A 15,997-nucleotide genomic window follows, 5' to 3' on the forward strand; every position below is an offset into this window, starting at 1 on the left:
CATCTGTTGCCCATGTCCGAAACCCTCCCTTTGCCCGAATCCGCCGCTGTCGTGGTCCCTGACGCCCCCGCGGTGCGCAAGCGCCCGAAGCCGGGGGAAAGGCGGGTTCAGATCCTCCAGGCGCTGGCGGGCATGCTGGAGCAGCCAGGTTCGGAGCGCATCACCACCGCCGCGCTGGCGGCCCGCCTGTCGGTCAGCGAGGCAGCGCTTTACCGGCACTTCGCCAGCAAGGCGCAGATGTTCGAGGGATTGATCGATTTCATCGAGCAATCGGTCCTCACCCTGGTGAACCAGATCATGGAGCGCGGCGCCCAGAGCGATGCCTCCGGCACGCAGCAGGCCGCCCGCATCGTGACCATGGTGCTGCAGTTCGGCGAGCGCAACCCGGGCATGGTGCGTGTGATGGTGGGCGATGCCCTCGTTCTTGAGAACGAGCGCCTCCAGCAGCGCATGAACCAGTTCTTCGACAAGATCGAGTCGAGCCTGCGGCAATGCCTGCGCCCGGCAGCGCAGGCTGCTGGGGCCGATACCCCTACGGTGGATGCCCAGGTCAGAGCCGCAGCGCTGTGCGATCTGGTGCGCGGACGGCTGCAGCGGCATGCCCGGTCCGGCTTTCGGCGTGCGCCCAGTGAGCAACTGGAAGCGACGCTCGCGCTGCTGCTGTAGCGCGCGGTCCTGAGCGGCTGCGAAAAGGGCGGCGCCCCTTTTTGCCCATCGACACAGGCTAGAGAACTCGCGCGGCGCTGTCCGGCGCGGGGACTCGCGAGCCCCACACACGCGTATTGATGGGATTTAGGGGGTTAGGGGTTTACCCGCAAGAGCCTGCGACATAGACCTGGAAATGGGCAATCGGCAAATTTTCATGCAAAATAGCACGATCGTTCGTTTTATTTTCCCCATGCCGGTCACCCCCCTTTCTTCCCGCCCCGTCCGCTCTGCCAGCACCCGCGAAGGCCGTGCCTTGCAAAAAGGCCAGCAGACCAAGGCGGCGATCGTGGAGGCCGCTTTGGGTCTGGCCACGCACATCGGGCTGGAAGGTTTGTCGATCGGCGCGTTGGCGGATGTGACGGGCATGAGCAAGTCCGGCGTGTTCGCCCACTTCGGCTCGCGCGAGGAACTGCAGATCTCCGTCATCCGCGAATACCACGCGCGCTTCGAGCAGGAAGTGTTCTACCCCGCCGTGTCCGCCCCGCGTGGCCTGCCGCGTCTGCGCGCCCTGTTCGCCAACTGGATGAAGCGCACTTCCATCGAAATCGACTCCGGCTGCATCTACATCAGCGGCGCGGTGGAGTTCGATGACCGCACCGGTCCCGTGCGCGATGCCCTGGCCAGTTCCGTGCTGACCTGGCTGGCCGCCATGAAGCGCGCCATCGACCAGTGCAAGGAACAGGGCGAGCTGCGCAGCGACGTGAATGCCGAGCAGATGCTGTTCGAGATCCATGGCCTCATCCTGGCGCTGCACTATGAAGCGCGGTTCTTGCAGACGCCCGGCTCCATCGACCGCGCCAATGCCGGTTTCGACAGCATCCTCACCCGCTATGGCGCATCGGCGCCTGTGCCTGACTGAACCGTTTCGCATTTTTGCTTTCCGATTCTTCGTCCCTTCTTTCTTTTTCATTTCATCTTTTCCATCCAAGGAGCCTCCCCATGCCGACCTACACGCCGCCCCTTCGCGACATGCAATTCGTACTGCACGAGGTGTTCAAGGTGGCGGAAGAATTCCAGGCGCTGCCCAAGCATGCCGAGGTGGACACCGACACCATCAATGCCGTGCTGGAAGAGGCGGGCAAGTTCGCCGCCGGCGTGGCGTTCCCGCTCAACATCACGGGTGACGAAGAGGGCTGCACGCTCGACAAGACAACCCACGAGGTGACCACGCCCAAGGGCTTCAAGGAGGCCTACGCGCAATACGTGGAAGGCGGCTGGGCCGCGCTGAGCTGCGAGACCGAATACGGTGGCCAGGGCCTGCCGTTCGTGCTGAATCAGTGCCTGTACGAAATGCTGAACAGCGCCAATCAGGCCTGGACGATGTACCCCGGCCTGTCGCACGGTGCTTACGAAGCCCTGCACGCGCACGGCACCGAAGAGCAAAAACGCCTGTACCTGCCCAAGCTCACCAGCGGCGAATGGACCGGCACCATGTGCCTGACCGAGCCGCATTGCGGCACCGACCTGGGCCTGCTGCGCACCAAGGCCGAGCCCGTGGCCGGCGCGCCGGAAGGCACCTACAAGATCACCGGCAACAAGATCTTCATCAGCGCGGGCGAGCACGACTTCACCGAGAACATCGTCCACCTGGTGCTGGCCCGCCTGCCCGATGCGCCGAAGGGCAGCAAGGGCATCAGCCTGTTCATCGTGCCCAAGTACCACGTGAACGCCGACGGCTCGCTGGGCGACCGCAATCCGATCTTCTGCGCCGGGCTGGAGCACAAGATGGGCATCCACGGCAACGCCACGGCGCAGATCGCCATCGACGGCGCCATCGGCACGCTGGTGGGCCAGCCGCACAAGGGCCTGCAGGCGATGTTCGTGATGATGAATGCCGCGCGCCTGGGCGTGGGCAACCAGTCGCTGGGCCTGACCGAAGTGGCCTACCAGAACGCATTGGCCTACGCCAAGGACCGCACGCAGATGCGCAGCCTGTCGGGCACCAAGGCCAAGGACAAGGATGCCGACCCGATCATCGTGCATCCCGACGTGCGCAAGATGCTGCTGACCGCCAAGGCGTATGCCGAAGGCGCCCGCGCACTGCAGATCTACTGCACGCTGCTGCTGGACAAGGCACACGGCCACCCCGACGAAAAGGTGCGCAAGGACTCCGACGAACTGGTGGCGCTGCTGACCCCCATCGTCAAGGCCTTCATCACCGACAACGGCCACATCGCCACCAACCATTGCATGCAGGTTTTCGGCGGCCACGGCTTCATCAAGGAATGGGGCATGGAGCAGTACGTGCGGGACAACCGCATCAACATGATCTATGAAGGCACCAACACCATCCAGTCGCTGGACCTGCTGGGCCGCAAGGTGCTGGGCAACAACGGCGCCACGCTCAAGAAGTTCGGCAAGCTGGTGGGCGCACTGGTGGCCGAAGAAGGCGTGAACGAGAAGATGGCCGAGTTCATCAACCCCATCGCCTATCTGGGCGACCAGATGACGAAGTTCACCACCGAGATCGGTTTCAAGGGTTTCCAGAACCCCGACGAAGTGGGCGCTGCCGCGGTGGATTACCTGCGTGTGGCGGGCCACCTGGTGTTCGGCTACCTGTTCGCCCGCATGGCGCAGGTGGCGCTGCGCGAGATCGCGGCCGGCAACACCGATCCGTTCTACGTGGGCAAGCTGCAGACCGCGCGTTTCTACTTCGCCAAGCTGTTCCCCGAGACGGCCACGCTGATGCGCACCGCGCGCGCTGGCGCCAAGCCGCTGATGGACACCGACGCCGCGCTGGCCTGATCGCCGGGCCGCTTTCTCGCCGCTTTGCCGAACTTCAAGCCTTTTTGCACTGGAGCCTTTATGAATAAAGCGCTAGCAGCTATCGTTTGTGTAGCAATTTCCGCCCCCGCCTGGGCCCAGATGTCGCCCGTGGGTGGCTGGCGCAGCATCGACGACAAGACGGGCGAGGCCAAGGCCGAGATCCGCGTCACCGAATCGGGCGGTGCGCTCAGCGGGCGCATCGAGAAGTCGCTGAGGAAAGACACCGCGCCGGACGCCATCTGCACGGAATGCACGGACGACCGCAAGGGCAAGCCCATCGCCGGGCTGGAAATCATCCGTGGCGGCAAGAAGGCCGAAGGCAAGGACGTGTGGGAGGGCGGCAAGGTCCTCGACCCCGAGAACGGCAAGGAATACCGCGCCAGCTTCACGCCCATCGACGGCGGCGCCAGGATGGAAGTGCGCGGCTATCTGGGGCCTTTCTGGCGCACGCAAGTCTGGCAGCGCGTGCAGTAATTCAGCGCGGCGGCTCACAACCATTCCAAAGAAACCAACCATGTCCCGATTCCAAGTGAAGAAAGTCGCCGTGCTCGGCGCGGGCGTGATGGGCGCGCAGATCGCCGCCCACCTCGCCAACGTGAAGGTGCCCGTGGTGCTGTTCGACCTGCCCGCCAGCACGGCCCCCACGCTCCCCGCTGCGCGTGGTTCGCTGCCCCCCGAGGGGACCGCTTCCGCCTTGGGGCGGCCCGGCGGCGAAGCAGGCCCGAAGAACGGCATCGTCGCCAAGGCCATCGACGGCCTGAAGAAATTGAAGCCCGCGCCGCTGGGCGTGGTGGAAGACGCCGCAATGATCGGCCAGGCCAACTACGAAGAGCATCTGGAACAGTTGCGCGACTGCGACCTCATCATCGAGGCCATCGCCGAGCGCATGGACTGGAAGCTCGACCTGTACCAGAAGATCGCGCCCTTCATCGCGCCGCACGCCATCGTGGCGTCGAACACCTCGGGCCTGTCGATCACCAAGCTGTCCGAAGCGCTGCCCGATGCGATCAAGCCGCGCTTTTGCGGCATTCACTTCTTCAACCCGCCGCGCTACATGGCGCTGGTGGAGCTGATCGACACGCCCACCACCCAACCCGCCGTGCTCGACCAGCTCGAAGCCTTCGTGACCAGCGGCCTGGGCAAGGGCGTGGTGCGCGCGCACGACACGCCCAACTTCATCGCCAACCGCGTCGGCATCGCCGGCATGCTGGCCACGATGAAGGAGGTGGAGAACTTCGGCCTCACCTTCGACGTGGTCGATGACCTCACCGGCAAGAAGCTGGGCCGCGCCAGCAGCGGCACCTTCCGCACCGCCGACGTCGTGGGGCTGGACACGATGGCCCACGTCATGAAGACGCTGCAGGACAACCTGACGGAAGAAACGGACCCGTTCTACGGCAGCTTCGGCACGCCCGAGGTGCTGAACAAGCTGATCGAATTGAAGCAACTGGGCCAGAAATCGAAGGCCGGTTTCTACAAGAAGGTGGGCCGCGACATCCTGCGGTTCGACCTGGAGCGCGGCGAGTACGTGCCCGGCGGCCAGAAGGCCGACGAGGTGTATGCCCGCATGCTGAAGCGTCCCGCGGCCGAGCGCTTGAAGCTGCTGCGCAACGCCGAAGGCGCTCAGGGCCAGTTCCTCTGGGCCATCTTGCGCAACAGCTTTCACTATGCCGCCGTGCACCTTTCCTCCATCGCCGACAACGCGCGCGACGTGGACCAGGCCATGCGCTGGGGCTTCGGCATGAAGCAGGGCCCCTTTGAGCTGTGGCAGGAAGCCGGCTGGCTCGACGTGGCGAAGATGATCCAGGAAGACATCGACGCCGGCAAGGCGTTGAGCAAGGCGCCGCTGCCGGAGTGGGTCTTCAAGGGCCCGGTGGCCGATGCGGGCGGCGTGCACACGGCCGAAGGTTCGTGGAGCGCATCGCAGCAGCGCTTCGTGCCGCGCCGGCATCTGCCCGTGTACGAGCGCCAGCACTTTCCCGAAAAGCTGCTGGGCGAGAACTTGCCCGACTGGCGCACGGCCGGCACGACCATCAGCGAATCCGACGCGCTGCGCACCTGGACCCTCGACAAGGAAGGCGGCGCTTCCGGCAGCCGCGTTCTCATCGCCAGCATCCAGAGCAAGATGCACGCGATCAGCCCCGACGTGATGGATGGCCTCATCGAGGCCATCGACACCGCTGAGCGCGAATACGACGCGCTGGTGATCTGGTCGGGCGATGGTCCCTTCAGCGTGGGCGCCGACCTGGCCGCCACCATGCCTGCGTTCGTCGTGGCCGGCATCTCGGCCATCGAAAGCGTGGAACAGGAGCTGCAGAACCTGATGCTGCGCCTGCGCTACGCCCAGGTGCCCGTCGTCTCCGCCATCCACGGCATGGCGCTGGGCGGCGGCTGCGAGCTGGCCGTGTATTCGGCCCGCCGCGTGGCGCACATGGAGAGCTACATCGGCCTGGTGGAAGTGGGCGTGGGCCTGGTGCCGGGCGCGGGCGGCCTGACCTACATCGCCCGCCGTGCGGCCGAGAACGCTGCCGCATCCACTGGCAAAGACCTGTTGCCCTTCCTGACCGAAGGCTTCACCGCGGCGGCCATGGCCAAGGTGGGCACCAGCGCGCAGGAATCGAAGAAGCTCGGCTACCTGCTGGACAGCGACATCGTCGTGCCGCACAAGGACGAGGTGCTGTTCGTCGCGCTGAACGAGGCGAAGGCCATGGCGGCCAGCGGCTGGCGCGCGCCGAACAAGCGGCTGTTCCCGGTGGCGGGGCGCAGCGGCACCGCCACCATCCGGGGCTCGCTGGTGAACATGCGCGACGGGGGCTTCATCAGCTACCACGACCAGCACATCGCCACGCTGATCGCCGAGATCGTGTGCGGCGGCGACGTGGACGCGGGCACGCTGGTGAGCGAGGAATACCTGATGGCGCTGGAGCGCAAGGCCTTCTGCGCGCTCATCCAGCACCCCAAGTCGCAGGAACGCATCCTCGGCATGCTGTCCACCGGCAAGCCGGTGCGCAACTGATCGAGTGCCGGTTTGAGCCACCCCATGACCGCACCTGCCGCTTCGGCGTTTCCGCCCAACCGCATGCAGCTTCAGCTGGAGCAACTGGACGACGTGCCGAAGTTCCTGCGCCCCTGGGTCCGCAACCTGGTGCTGCGCCGCGCCGTGCCCTTCGCCCGCACCGCGCGGGTGGAGTTCATCGAGATGTCGCCCCACCGCGTGGAAGTGCGCCTGCCCAACGAACACCGCGTGCAGAACCACATCGGCGGCATCCATGCGTCGGCCATGAACCTGCTGGCCGAAATGGCCACGGGCATGGTGATCGGCTTGAACGTGCGCGATGACTGCCTGCCGCTCGCCAAGGACCTGAAGATGGCCTTTCGCAAGCGCGCCACGGGCGCCATGCGCGCGGTGGCCGTGCTGAGCGATGCACAACGCGAGCACTTGCGTGACAACGACAAGGGCGAGATGCAGGTGCAGGTCACCGTGACGGACGAAACCGGCATCGAACCCGTGGAATGCGAATTCACCTGGGCCTGGATTCCGTCCACCCGCCCCGCCAAATAACTGACCGATTGACTGACCGATCGCTTGATCGATTGAAGGAGCCTTCTCCATGGCAAAACAAATGCAGGACGCCTACATCGTCGCCGCCACCCGCACGCCCATCGGCAAGTCGCACCGCGGCTATTTCCGCAATACCCGCCCCGATGACCTGCTGGCCACCACGCTGAAGGCCGCGCTGGCGCAGGTGCCCGGGCTGGACCCGGCGTCCATCGAAGACATCATCTGCGGCTGCGCCATTCCCGAAGGCGCGCAAGGCCTGAACGTTGCGCGCATCGGCGCCGTGCTGGCGGGCCTGCCCACCAGCGTGGGCGGCATCACCGTGAACCGGTTCTGCGCGTCCGGCCTGTCGGCCGTGCAGATGGCGGCCGACCGCATCCGCGTGGGCGAGGCCGACGTGATGATCGCCGCCGGCGTGGAGAGCATGAGCATGGTCCCGATGATGGGCAACACGCCGTCGCTGTCGCCCAGCATCTTCGCCCAGGACGGCGACGTGGGCATCGCCTACGGCATGGGTCTCACGGCCGAGAAGGTCGCGCAGCAGTGGAAGGTCTCGCGGGAAGACCAGGACGCCTTCGCGCTGCAGTCGCACCAGAAGGCCCTGGCCGCGCAGCAGGCCGGTGAGTTCACCGACGAGATCACGCCCATCGAAGTGACCGACCGCACGGCGAACCTGGAGACCGGCGAGAGCATCGCCAAGACCCGCACCGTCACGCTCGACGAGGGCGCGCGGCCCGAGACCAGCCTGGAAGGCCTGGCCAAGCTCAAGACGGTGTTCGCCGCGCGCGGGTCCGTCACGGCCGGCAACAGCTCGCAGACCAGCGACGGCGCGGGCGCATTGATCCTGGCCAGCGAAGCCGCCGTGAAGCGCTTCGGCCTCACGCCGCTGGCCCGCTTCGTGAGCTTTGCCAGCAAGGGCGTGCCGCCCAGCATCATGGGCATCGGGCCCATCGAGGCCATTCCCGCCGCGCTTCGCTATGCGGGCTTGAAGCACGAAGACATCGACTGGTTCGAGCTGAACGAAGCCTTCGCCGCGCAGTCGCTGGCCGTGGTGCGGCAATTGGGGCTGGACCCGTCCAAGGTGAACCCCATGGGCGGCGCCATCGCCCTGGGCCACCCGCTGGGCGCCACGGGCGCCATCCGCGCGGCCACGGTGGTGCATGCCCTGCGCCGCAAGAACCTCAAGTACGGCATGGTGACCATGTGCGTGGGCATGGGGCAGGGGGCCGCAGGCATCTTCGAACGCGTCTGACCCGAGGCCGCCCGGGCGTCGCGGGCATGACCGCGCGGCCGGGCCTTTCGCGGCACACTCGCACCCCATGACCTCCGAAATCCACCCGCTGGACGACGCGCTCGCGCTGCAGCCGGCCGGCCCCGGCCAGTTCACCGGCCGCACCACGCCTGCCTACTGGAACATGGTCGGCCCGTTCGGCGGGGCCACCGCCGCCACGCTGCTGCAGGCCCTCATGCAGCACCCCGACCGCCTGGGCGAGCCCCTTTCGCTCACCGTCAATTACGCGGGTGCGGTGGCCGAAGGCCCCTTCACCGTGCATGCCACGCCCGTGCGCACCAACCGGTCCACGCAGCACTGGACGCTGTCCATCGTGCAGCCATACACCGAAGGAGCGCCGGCCGTCACCACCATCGGCACGGCCGTCACGGCCGCACGCCGCGAAACCTGGAGCCAGACCGATACGCCCATGCCCCAGGCGCCCCATCCGGACACGCTGGATGCCCCGCCCAAAGGGCTGGGCGTCGCATGGCTCGACCGGTATGAACTGCGCGCGGTGGCTGGCAGCCTGCCGCAGCAGTGGGACGGCAGCGGCGACAGCAGCCTCACGCAGTTGTGGATGCGCGATGCGCCAGCCCGCCCCCTCGACTTCTGCGCGCTGGCGGGGTTGGCCGATGTGTTCTTTCCGCGGGTATGGCTGCGCCGTGCCCATCGGGTGCCTGCAGGAACGGTGTCGCTGACGGTGTATTTCCATGCCGGCAGCGCACAGTTGGCGGCCACTGGCACCGGTTTTCTACTGGGCCAGGCGCGTGCGCAGGAATTTCGCAACGGCTTTTTCGACCAGACTGCGCAGTTGTGGAACGAGGCCGGCACCATGCTGGCCAGCAGCCACCAGATCGTTTATTACAAGGAATGAGGCGCACCGTTCAGCCCGTGCGCCCCGCTTTCTTGATCCCTCCCCGACTCTGATTTCCATGGCAGGAGTTTTTCCCATGACCGACACCGCGACCCAGGACATCCTCGTGCACACCGAATCCGGTGTGACCACCATCACTTTCAACCGCGTGGAAAAGAAGAACTCCATCACCACCGCGATGTACGCCGCGCTGGCGGATGCGCTGGAAGCGGCCGCTGCCGATGGCTCTGTGCGGGTCGTCGTGCTGCAGGGCGATGTGGCCATCTTCAGTGCCGGCAACGACATCGGAGATTTCTTGAACAAGCCGCCATCCACCCAGGATTCGCCGGTGTTCCGCTTTCTGCGCGGCATCGCCACGTTTCCGAAGCCGGTGGTGGCCGCAGTCTGCGGGCCAGCCGTGGGCATCGGCACGACGATGCTCTTTCATTGCGACCTGGTCTATGCCGGGGACAACGCCGCGTTTTCGATGCCCTTCGTCAACCTGGGACTGTGCCCCGAGGCCGCATCCAGCCTGCTCGTTCCGCAGATGATGGGTTACCACCGCGCCGCCGAAGCGCTGTTGCTGGGCGAGCCTTTCATGGCCGAAGCCGCACTGGAAGTCGGACTGGTCAACCGCGTGGTGCCCCCCACGGAGTGCAACATGGTGGCGCAGACCCAGGCGCGCAAGCTGGCTGGCAAGCCGTTGTCCGCCCTCATCGAAACCAAGCGCCTCATGAAGAAAGGCCAGACCGCCGCCGTGCTGGAGCGCATGGCGGAGGAGGGCGCGAGCTTCGGACGCATGCTGCAGGAGCCAGCAGCGCGGGAGTCATTCAGCGCTTTCGTCGAAAAGCGCCGTCCGGATTTCAGCGCGGTCTAGCGCGTTCCATGGGGTGAGGGGCGGCATGCAGCCGGCGCTGCGAGCCGCTTGCGTGTTCCATGCGCTTGTGGAGGTGGGAAAGCTGCCCAGGGTTTTTCAGCGTGGCGGCGCATAACGATAGATACCCATTGCATGAATCTGGCGGTACATTGACCGCTCACCTTCCCTTTCCTGCAGGACGCTTGCCATGACCTCTCCCAAATCACCCGTGCCAGCTGTTGTGTCCTGTGCGACGTCGCGCCGCGCCTTTGTGCAGTGGGGGGCCGTGCTCGCCAGCGGCGCGCTGGGTGCCTCGGCATGGGCCCAGGACACCGCAGGACCGGTGCCTCTGGAAGGCGGCACGCTCAAGGTGGTCGTGCCGTATGCGGCCGGGGGCGCGTCGGACCGCGCGGCGCGGTTGCTGGCCGATGCGCTCGGCCCCCAGCTGGGGGTGCCGGTGGTGGTGGAAAACCGGGTCGGGGCGGGCGGGCGGTTGGCCATCCAGCAGCTGCACCGGGACAGCTCGGGCCAGAACCAGGTCGTGCTCGCCAATCCCGCCACCATGCTGGTGGCCCCGCTGGTGTTCAAGGACAACGGCTACGACCCCGACAAGGACTATGTCGCGCTGTCGCAGATCACGAGCTATTCGTTCGGCCTGGCGGTATCCACCGCAGTGCCGGTCAAGGAATTTGCCCATCTGCATGCCTGGATGCTGGCCAACCAGGACAAGCTGGCCGCCGGCGTTCCGGCCACCGGCAGCCTGCCGCATTTTTTCTCGCTCATGCTGGCGGAGAAACTGGCCCTCCAATTGCCCGTGGTGGGCTACCGGGGCTCGGCACCGCTGCTCAACGATCTGATGGGGGGGCATGTGCCGATCGCCGTCGATACGCTGGACGCGCTGGAGCCCCTGCACAAGGCAGGCAAGCTGCGTATTCTGGCGGTGTCCGGCGAGCAGCGGGCACCCACGCTCCCGACCGTTCCCACCTTCAAGGAAGCGGGCCTCGGCCTGGCCGCCCAGGGCTGGAACGTGCTCTACGCCCCTGCCTGGCTGCCCGCTCCGAAAGCCCGCCGTATCGCGGACGCAGTGGCCCAGGTGATGGCCGACCCGGCGCTGCAGGCGCGTTTCGTGGCCGCCGACATGGTGCCTGTCGTCAGCACCCGCGACCAGACCCAGAAGATGCTGACCGCCTACAAGGCGCAATGGGCGCCAGTGGTGCGCCATTCGGGTTTTCAGCCTTGAACACCGACCGCATTCAATGAATCCACCGCCTTCTACCGCTTCACCTCCCCCATTCGAGCCGGAGTTCATCGCCGGCCTGAAAGACATCTTCGAACAGCGCATCGTCTTCAACCAGTTGCTGGGGCTCAAGGTCACGCACCTGGGGCATTCGCATGTGCAAGCGCGCATCGACATGAAGCCCGAGTTGGTGGGCCACTACGCCTACAACCGGGTGCACGGCGGTGTCATCAGCGCGGGGCTCGATGCGATGGGCGGCCTGGCGGTGATGGCGGCCATCGGCTCGCGCCACATGGACGAGGCGCCCGCGCAGCGCCTGCACCGGTTCGGCAAGCTGGGCACCATCGATTTGCGCATCGACTATCTGCGGCCCGGCATCGGGAGCCATTTCACCTTGCGGGCCGAGGTGCTGCGCCTTGGCTCGCGGGTGGCCACGACGCGCATGGAGTTCTTCGGGCCGGACGGCACGCTCATGTCGGCGGGGGCTGCCGCTTACATCGTGTCGTAATTCCTTCCTACGAAAGGTCGCGGCGATGTATGTCGCTGCAAGGCATGCAAGTGCATGCAACGATAGAATGGTTTGGTTACCAATCTTGCGTAACGCGGGGAGTTTTCGTGGAACGCTGCTTCTAGCATGGCCTTTTTTCAAGGAGATCTGATGGCCGTGCAAAACCCTTTCTTCGGCAAGCGTGAACCCGACGCGTTCCAGCCTCGCCCTTCTTCCGTCCTCGGTGGCGCTTCTTCCGTGGTCCCTGGCGGTACGAGCACCGCTGCCACGACCCCTTCGGCGTCCAAACCTGCGTCTTCAGCGACCGCGACGACCAGTGCAGTGGCCGACGGCGTGGGCAGCAAGCTGACGGTGGGCCCGAACATCAAGCTCAAGGGGGTGGAGATCACCGATTGCGACACGCTGGTGGTCGAAGGCACGGTCGAAGCCACCATGGATTCCCGCGTGATCCACATCGCCGAGCAGGGCGCTTTCCGGGGCTCCGCCGAGATCGACATCGCCGAGATCCACGGCGAGTTCGACGGCACCCTGACCGTGCGTGAAAAGCTCGTCATCTACAGCACGGGCAAGGTGACCGGAAAGATCCGCTACGGCAAGGTGGTGATCGAAGAGGGCGGCCAACTGGCCGGTGAAATCTTCGCCGGTACGTCCACCGCAGCGCCACGCTCCAATAACGCATCGAACCCCAACAGCCTGAACGCGCGCAACGAAGTGCCCGCGCTCGCGGCGGCCTGATCGGCCGGCAAGCGATTCATCGGCCCTTGGCTTGTGGTGCCGGGGCCACGCCCACGGCCCCGCCGCGTACGGCCACGCGGCGGGGCTGGCGTGTTCAGGAGGGCGTGGTGCCGCCGGGCGCGTCGGCCACCGGCAACGGACGGGGCCTGCCCGCGGCGTCGATGGCCACATAGGTCAACCGCGCTTCCGTCACCTTCATATATCGGCCCTGCGCTGAAAAGCGCTCCGCATACACCTCGACTTCGACGGTGACTGAGGTGCGCCCGGTGCGGGTGACAGCCGAAAAGAACGAAAGAATATCGCCCACGCGCACGGGCTGCTTGAACACGAATTCATTCACCGCCACGGTCGCCATGCGCCCCTGCACGTAGCGCGCCGGCAAGACGGATCCCGCCAGATCCACCTGGGCCATGACCCATCCGCCGAAGATGTCGCCGTTGGCATTGCAGTCGGCCGGCATCGGAATCACCTTGAGTACCAGCTCCTTGTCGGTGGGCAACTCGGTGAGGGCAGCGCTGGGAAGAGCGGTCATGGGCACAATCTCGGTAAAAACAACAACCGGAATTGTCCCCCATGCGCCCCACTGGCGAATCCTCTCCCTCTCCGGGCGCGACATCCGCCGCCCGCACCCGCACCGACTGGGCCACGCTCGGGCGGCTCGTTCCCTATCTCTGGCAGTACAAATGGCGGGTGATCGCAGCGCTGGTGTTCGTCATCGGCGCCAAGGTGGCCAACGTCGGGGTGCCGCTGCTCCTCAAGCAATTGATCGACGCCATGTCGATTTCCCCGGGCGATCCCACCGCCGTCGTCGTCGTGCCCATGGCGCTGCTGCTGGCCTATGGCGCGCTGCGCCTGTCCACTTCGGTCCTGACCGAACTGCGTGAACTGGTCTTCGCCAAGGCCACGCAGGGCGCGGCCCGCAGCATCGCGCTGCAGACGTTCGAGCATCTGCATGCCTTGAGCCTGCGGTTCCATCTGGAGCGGCAGACGGGGGGCATGACGCGCGACATCGAGCGCGGCGTGCGTGGCATCGAATCGCTCATCTCGTTCACCCTGTTCAACATCGGGGCGACGCTGGTCGAGGTGTTTCTCGTGCTCGGCGTGCTCGCGGTGAAGTTCGATGCATGGTTCGCCTGGATCACGCTGGGTGCGCTGGGGCTGTACATCCTGTTCACGGTGCTGCTGACCGAATGGCGCACGAAATTTCGCCGCCAGGCCAATGAATTCGATTCTGCCGCCCATGCGAAGGCCGTGGACTCGCTGCTGAACTACGAAACGGTCAAGTACTTCAACAACGAGGCGTTCGAAGCGCAGCGCTACGACGAGAGCCTGCAGCGGCTGCGCCATGCACGGCTCAAGAGCCAGACCTCGCTGTCGCTGCTGAATACCGGGCAGCAGCTGATCATCGCCACCGGCCTCGTCGCCATGCTCTGGCGCGCCGCGCAAGGGGTGGCCGATGGCCGCATGACGCTGGGCGACCTCGTGATGGTGAACGCCTTCATGATCCAGCTCTACATTCCGCTCAACTTCCTCGGCGTGATCTACCGCGAGATCAAGCAGAGCCTCACCGACCTGGACAAGATGTTCACGCTGATGGACAAGGACCGCGAAGTGGCCGACGCCCCGGGCGCGCAGCCGCTGGCGCACCTGGAGCACCCGGCCGTGCGGTTCGAAGACGTGCATTTCGCGTATGAAAGCCGCGCCGGCAGTGCCCGGCCTATCCTGCACGGCATCAGCTTCGAGATCCCGGCCGGCAAGACGGTGGCGGTGGTAGGGCCGTCGGGCTCTGGAAAGTCCACGCTGGCACGCCTGCTCTTTCGGTTCTACGACATCCAGTCGGGCCGCATCACGGTGGCGGGGCAGGACATCCAGCGCGTGACGCAGGACAGCCTGCGGCGTGCCATCGGCATCGTGCCGCAGGACACCGTGCTGTTCAACGACACCATCGCCTACAACATCGCCTATGGGCACCCGGGCGCCAGCCAGGAAGACGTCGAAGCCGCCGCCCAGGCCGCCCGCATCCATGGCTTCATCGCCGCCACGCCGCTGGGCTACGCCACGCAGGTGGGTGAGCGGGGCCTCAAGCTGTCCGGTGGTGAAAAGCAGCGCGTGGCCATTGCGCGCACGCTGCTGAAGAACCCGCCCATCCTGATCTTCGACGAGGCCACGTCCGCGCTCGACTCCGCCAACGAACGCGCGATCCAGGCCGAACTGAAAAGCGCGGCGCGCAACAAGACGGCCCTGGTGATCGCGCACCGCCTCTCCACGGTGGTCGATGCGCACGAGATTCTGGTGATGGAGGCCGGCCGAATCATCGAGCGCGGCACCCATGCAGCGCTGCTGGAGCGCAATGGGCGCTACGCCAGCATGTGGGCGCTGCAGCAAAGCGGCGAAGCGGGCTGATCGGTGCGCTCAGGCCCTGGCGCTGCTTGTAAGAAGCGCGCCAGGCGTGCGCTGCCTCAGGGCTTGCGCGCGGCGATGGCCTTTTCGGCCTGGTCCACCAGGTCGGCGCCGATCTGGCCCTTCCACTTGTCGAACACCGGCCGCGTGGCTTTCACGAAGGATTCCCGCTCTGCCGGACTGAGCTGGGTCACCGTCACCCCGTGGCTGGCGATTTCCTTGAGCAGTGGCTTGTCGGCCTCGACCATGCCCTTGCGCGCGATGGCGATCTCTTCCTTGCCGGCGTCGATGGCCGCCTGCTTGACGATCTCGCGGTCAGCGGGTGTCCAGCTGTTCCAGATGTCCTTGTTGACCACGAAGATCAACGGGTCGTTGATGTAGCCCCACATGGTCACGTGTTTTTGCGCCACGGTGTAGAGCTTGGCGGCCATGTAGACGGAGACCGGGTTTTCCTGGCCATCGACGGCGCTGCTGGCCATGGCGGGCTGGGCGTCGGCCCAGCTCATCTGCGTGGGGTTGGCGCCCAGCGCCGTGAAGGTGTCCAGGAACAGGGGTGAGCCGACCACGCGGATCTTCAGCCCCTTCAGGTCTTCGGGGGACTTGATGGCCTTCTTGGAGTTGGAGATTTCACGGTAGCCGTTCTCGCCCCAGGCCAGCGGCATGACGCCCGCCTTTTCCAGCGTCTGGAAGATGCTCCTGCCGACCTCGCCCTGGGTCACCGCGTCCACAGCCGCATAGTCCGGAAACAGGAAGGGCAGCGAAAACAGGTTGAGCGGCTTGACCTGGGGCGACCAATTGATGGTCGAGCCCACGGCCATGTCGATCACGCCCTGGCGCAGCGCGCTGAATTCGCGCGTCTGGTCGCCCTGGATCAGCGAAACGCCGGGGTACAGCTTGATGTTGATGCGCCCTTGCGTGCGCTCGCGGACCTTGTTGGCCCACAGCTCGCCGCCCTTGCCCCATGGAAAGGCGGTGCCCAGCACCAGCGACATGCGGTATTCGCTTTTGTAGTTTTGCGCCAGGGCCGGCGTGGCGAAGGCCAGTGCGGCGGCGGCAGCGACGGCGCTGGTGAGGAAGGTGCGCAGTTTCATGGTTTCAGTCT

General features: G+C 65.9%; 14 protein-coding genes and 2 pseudogenes. 14 read left to right on the plus strand and 2 right to left on the minus strand.

What is annotated here, in order from left to right; translation table 11 throughout:
- The first annotated feature begins 12 nt into the window (after positions 1–12).
- The 13 genes and pseudogenes from slmA to AVHM3334_RS07125 all read left to right on the plus strand — a co-directional run bounded on the left by slmA (position 13) and on the right by AVHM3334_RS07125 (position 12,495).
- Entirely contained in the window at positions 13–666 is a 654-nt protein-coding gene (gene slmA, locus AVHM3334_RS07070; protein WP_284410861.1) for a nucleoid occlusion factor SlmA, read from the plus strand.
- A 232-nt stretch (positions 667–898) separates the two neighbouring features.
- Positions 899–1,567, plus strand: a complete 669-nt coding sequence (locus AVHM3334_RS07075; RefSeq protein ID WP_284410862.1) for a TetR/AcrR family transcriptional regulator — start codon at positions 899–901, stop codon at positions 1,565–1,567.
- Positions 1,568–1,647: 80 nt separating this feature from the next.
- Positions 1,648–3,453, plus strand: coding sequence for an acyl-CoA dehydrogenase C-terminal domain-containing protein (locus tag AVHM3334_RS07080; RefSeq protein ID WP_284410865.1), 1,806 nt, complete (start codon positions 1,648–1,650; stop codon positions 3,451–3,453).
- 60 nt (positions 3,454–3,513) lie between these two features.
- Positions 3,514–3,948, plus strand: coding sequence for a DUF2147 domain-containing protein (locus tag AVHM3334_RS07085; protein ID WP_284410866.1), 435 nt, complete (start codon positions 3,514–3,516; stop codon positions 3,946–3,948).
- Between the two features lie 40 nt (positions 3,949–3,988).
- Positions 3,989–4,105 (plus strand): annotated as a pseudogene (locus tag AVHM3334_RS24030) (3-hydroxyacyl-CoA dehydrogenase NAD-binding domain-containing protein); the annotation flags it as partial.
- Between the two features lie 84 nt (positions 4,106–4,189).
- Positions 4,190–6,490 (plus strand): annotated as a pseudogene (locus tag AVHM3334_RS07090) (3-hydroxyacyl-CoA dehydrogenase/enoyl-CoA hydratase family protein); the annotation flags it as partial.
- 24 nt (positions 6,491–6,514) lie between these two features.
- Positions 6,515–7,036 (plus strand): DUF4442 domain-containing protein, encoded by a 522-nt coding sequence (locus tag AVHM3334_RS07095; protein ID WP_284410869.1) that lies wholly within the window; start codon positions 6,515–6,517, stop codon positions 7,034–7,036.
- Positions 7,037–7,085: 49 nt separating this feature from the next.
- On the plus strand, positions 7,086–8,285 hold the full coding sequence (locus AVHM3334_RS07100) for an acetyl-CoA C-acyltransferase (protein ID WP_284410871.1): 1,200 nt from the start codon (positions 7,086–7,088) through the stop codon (positions 8,283–8,285).
- Positions 8,286–8,352: 67 nt separating this feature from the next.
- A complete protein-coding gene (locus AVHM3334_RS07105) occupies positions 8,353–9,180 on the plus strand; it encodes an acyl-CoA thioesterase (RefSeq protein ID WP_284410873.1) in 828 nt (275 codons plus the stop codon).
- Between the two features lie 76 nt (positions 9,181–9,256).
- Positions 9,257–10,036 carry an enoyl-CoA hydratase gene (locus AVHM3334_RS07110; RefSeq protein ID WP_284410875.1) on the plus strand — a complete coding sequence of 260 codons (780 nt, stop codon included), beginning with the start codon at positions 9,257–9,259 and terminating at the stop codon, positions 10,034–10,036.
- A gap of 187 nt (positions 10,037–10,223) precedes the next feature.
- A complete protein-coding gene (locus AVHM3334_RS07115; protein WP_284410877.1) occupies positions 10,224–11,255 on the plus strand; it encodes a tripartite tricarboxylate transporter substrate-binding protein in 1,032 nt (343 codons plus the stop codon).
- Between the two features lie 16 nt (positions 11,256–11,271).
- On the plus strand, positions 11,272–11,760 hold the full coding sequence (locus tag AVHM3334_RS07120) for a thioesterase family protein (RefSeq protein WP_284410880.1): 489 nt from the start codon (positions 11,272–11,274) through the stop codon (positions 11,758–11,760).
- Positions 11,761–11,910: 150 nt separating this feature from the next.
- Positions 11,911–12,495 carry a bactofilin family protein gene (locus AVHM3334_RS07125; protein WP_284410882.1) on the plus strand — a complete coding sequence of 195 codons (585 nt, stop codon included), beginning with the start codon at positions 11,911–11,913 and terminating at the stop codon, positions 12,493–12,495.
- A 94-nt stretch (positions 12,496–12,589) separates the two neighbouring features.
- On the opposite strand, the gene AVHM3334_RS07130 is transcribed toward AVHM3334_RS07125, so the two are convergent.
- A complete protein-coding gene (locus tag AVHM3334_RS07130) occupies positions 12,590–13,027 on the minus strand; it encodes an acyl-CoA thioesterase (RefSeq protein ID WP_284410884.1) in 438 nt (145 codons plus the stop codon).
- 41 nt (positions 13,028–13,068) lie between these two features.
- Between AVHM3334_RS07130 and AVHM3334_RS07135 the strand changes: the two genes are divergently transcribed.
- Positions 13,069–14,898: an ABCB family ABC transporter ATP-binding protein/permease gene (locus tag AVHM3334_RS07135; RefSeq protein WP_284410886.1), complete on the plus strand. Its 1,830-nt coding sequence runs from the start codon at positions 13,069–13,071 to the stop codon at positions 14,896–14,898.
- A 56-nt stretch (positions 14,899–14,954) separates the two neighbouring features.
- On the opposite strand, the gene AVHM3334_RS07140 is transcribed toward AVHM3334_RS07135, so the two are convergent.
- Positions 14,955–15,986: a DctP family TRAP transporter solute-binding subunit gene (locus tag AVHM3334_RS07140; protein WP_284410888.1), complete on the minus strand. Its 1,032-nt coding sequence runs from the start codon at positions 15,984–15,986 to the stop codon at positions 14,955–14,957.
- Positions 15,987–15,997: the final 11 nt, after the last annotated feature.

The sequence above is a fragment of the Acidovorax sp. SUPP3334 genome, assembly GCF_030159055.1.
GTDB lineage: Bacteria > Pseudomonadota > Gammaproteobacteria > Burkholderiales > Burkholderiaceae_C > Paracidovorax.

What these genes read in the sequence shown, in the direction of transcription:
- slmA (WP_284410861.1), top strand. Translation starts at nt 13, where the DNA reads ATGTCCGAAACCCTCCCTTTGCCCGAATCCGCCGCTGTCGTGGTCCCT.
- AVHM3334_RS07075 (WP_284410862.1), top strand. Translation starts at nt 899, where the DNA reads ATGCCGGTCACCCCCCTTTCTTCCCGCCCCGTCCGCTCTGCCAGCACC.
- AVHM3334_RS07080 (WP_284410865.1), top strand. Translation starts at nt 1,648, where the DNA reads ATGCCGACCTACACGCCGCCCCTTCGCGACATGCAATTCGTACTGCAC.
- AVHM3334_RS07085 (WP_284410866.1), top strand. Translation starts at nt 3,514, where the DNA reads ATGAATAAAGCGCTAGCAGCTATCGTTTGTGTAGCAATTTCCGCCCCC.
- AVHM3334_RS07095 (WP_284410869.1), top strand. Translation starts at nt 6,515, where the DNA reads ATGACCGCACCTGCCGCTTCGGCGTTTCCGCCCAACCGCATGCAGCTT.
- AVHM3334_RS07100 (WP_284410871.1), top strand. Translation starts at nt 7,086, where the DNA reads ATGGCAAAACAAATGCAGGACGCCTACATCGTCGCCGCCACCCGCACG.
- AVHM3334_RS07105 (WP_284410873.1), top strand. Translation starts at nt 8,353, where the DNA reads ATGACCTCCGAAATCCACCCGCTGGACGACGCGCTCGCGCTGCAGCCG.
- AVHM3334_RS07110 (WP_284410875.1), top strand. Translation starts at nt 9,257, where the DNA reads ATGACCGACACCGCGACCCAGGACATCCTCGTGCACACCGAATCCGGT.
- AVHM3334_RS07115 (WP_284410877.1), top strand. Translation starts at nt 10,224, where the DNA reads ATGACCTCTCCCAAATCACCCGTGCCAGCTGTTGTGTCCTGTGCGACG.
- AVHM3334_RS07120 (WP_284410880.1), top strand. Translation starts at nt 11,272, where the DNA reads ATGAATCCACCGCCTTCTACCGCTTCACCTCCCCCATTCGAGCCGGAG.
- AVHM3334_RS07125 (WP_284410882.1), top strand. Translation starts at nt 11,911, where the DNA reads ATGGCCGTGCAAAACCCTTTCTTCGGCAAGCGTGAACCCGACGCGTTC.
- AVHM3334_RS07130 (WP_284410884.1), bottom strand. Translation starts at nt 13,027, where the DNA reads ATGACCGCTCTTCCCAGCGCTGCCCTCACCGAGTTGCCCACCGACAAG.
- AVHM3334_RS07135 (WP_284410886.1), top strand. Translation starts at nt 13,069, where the DNA reads ATGCGCCCCACTGGCGAATCCTCTCCCTCTCCGGGCGCGACATCCGCC.
- AVHM3334_RS07140 (WP_284410888.1), bottom strand. Translation starts at nt 15,986, where the DNA reads ATGAAACTGCGCACCTTCCTCACCAGCGCCGTCGCTGCCGCCGCCGCA.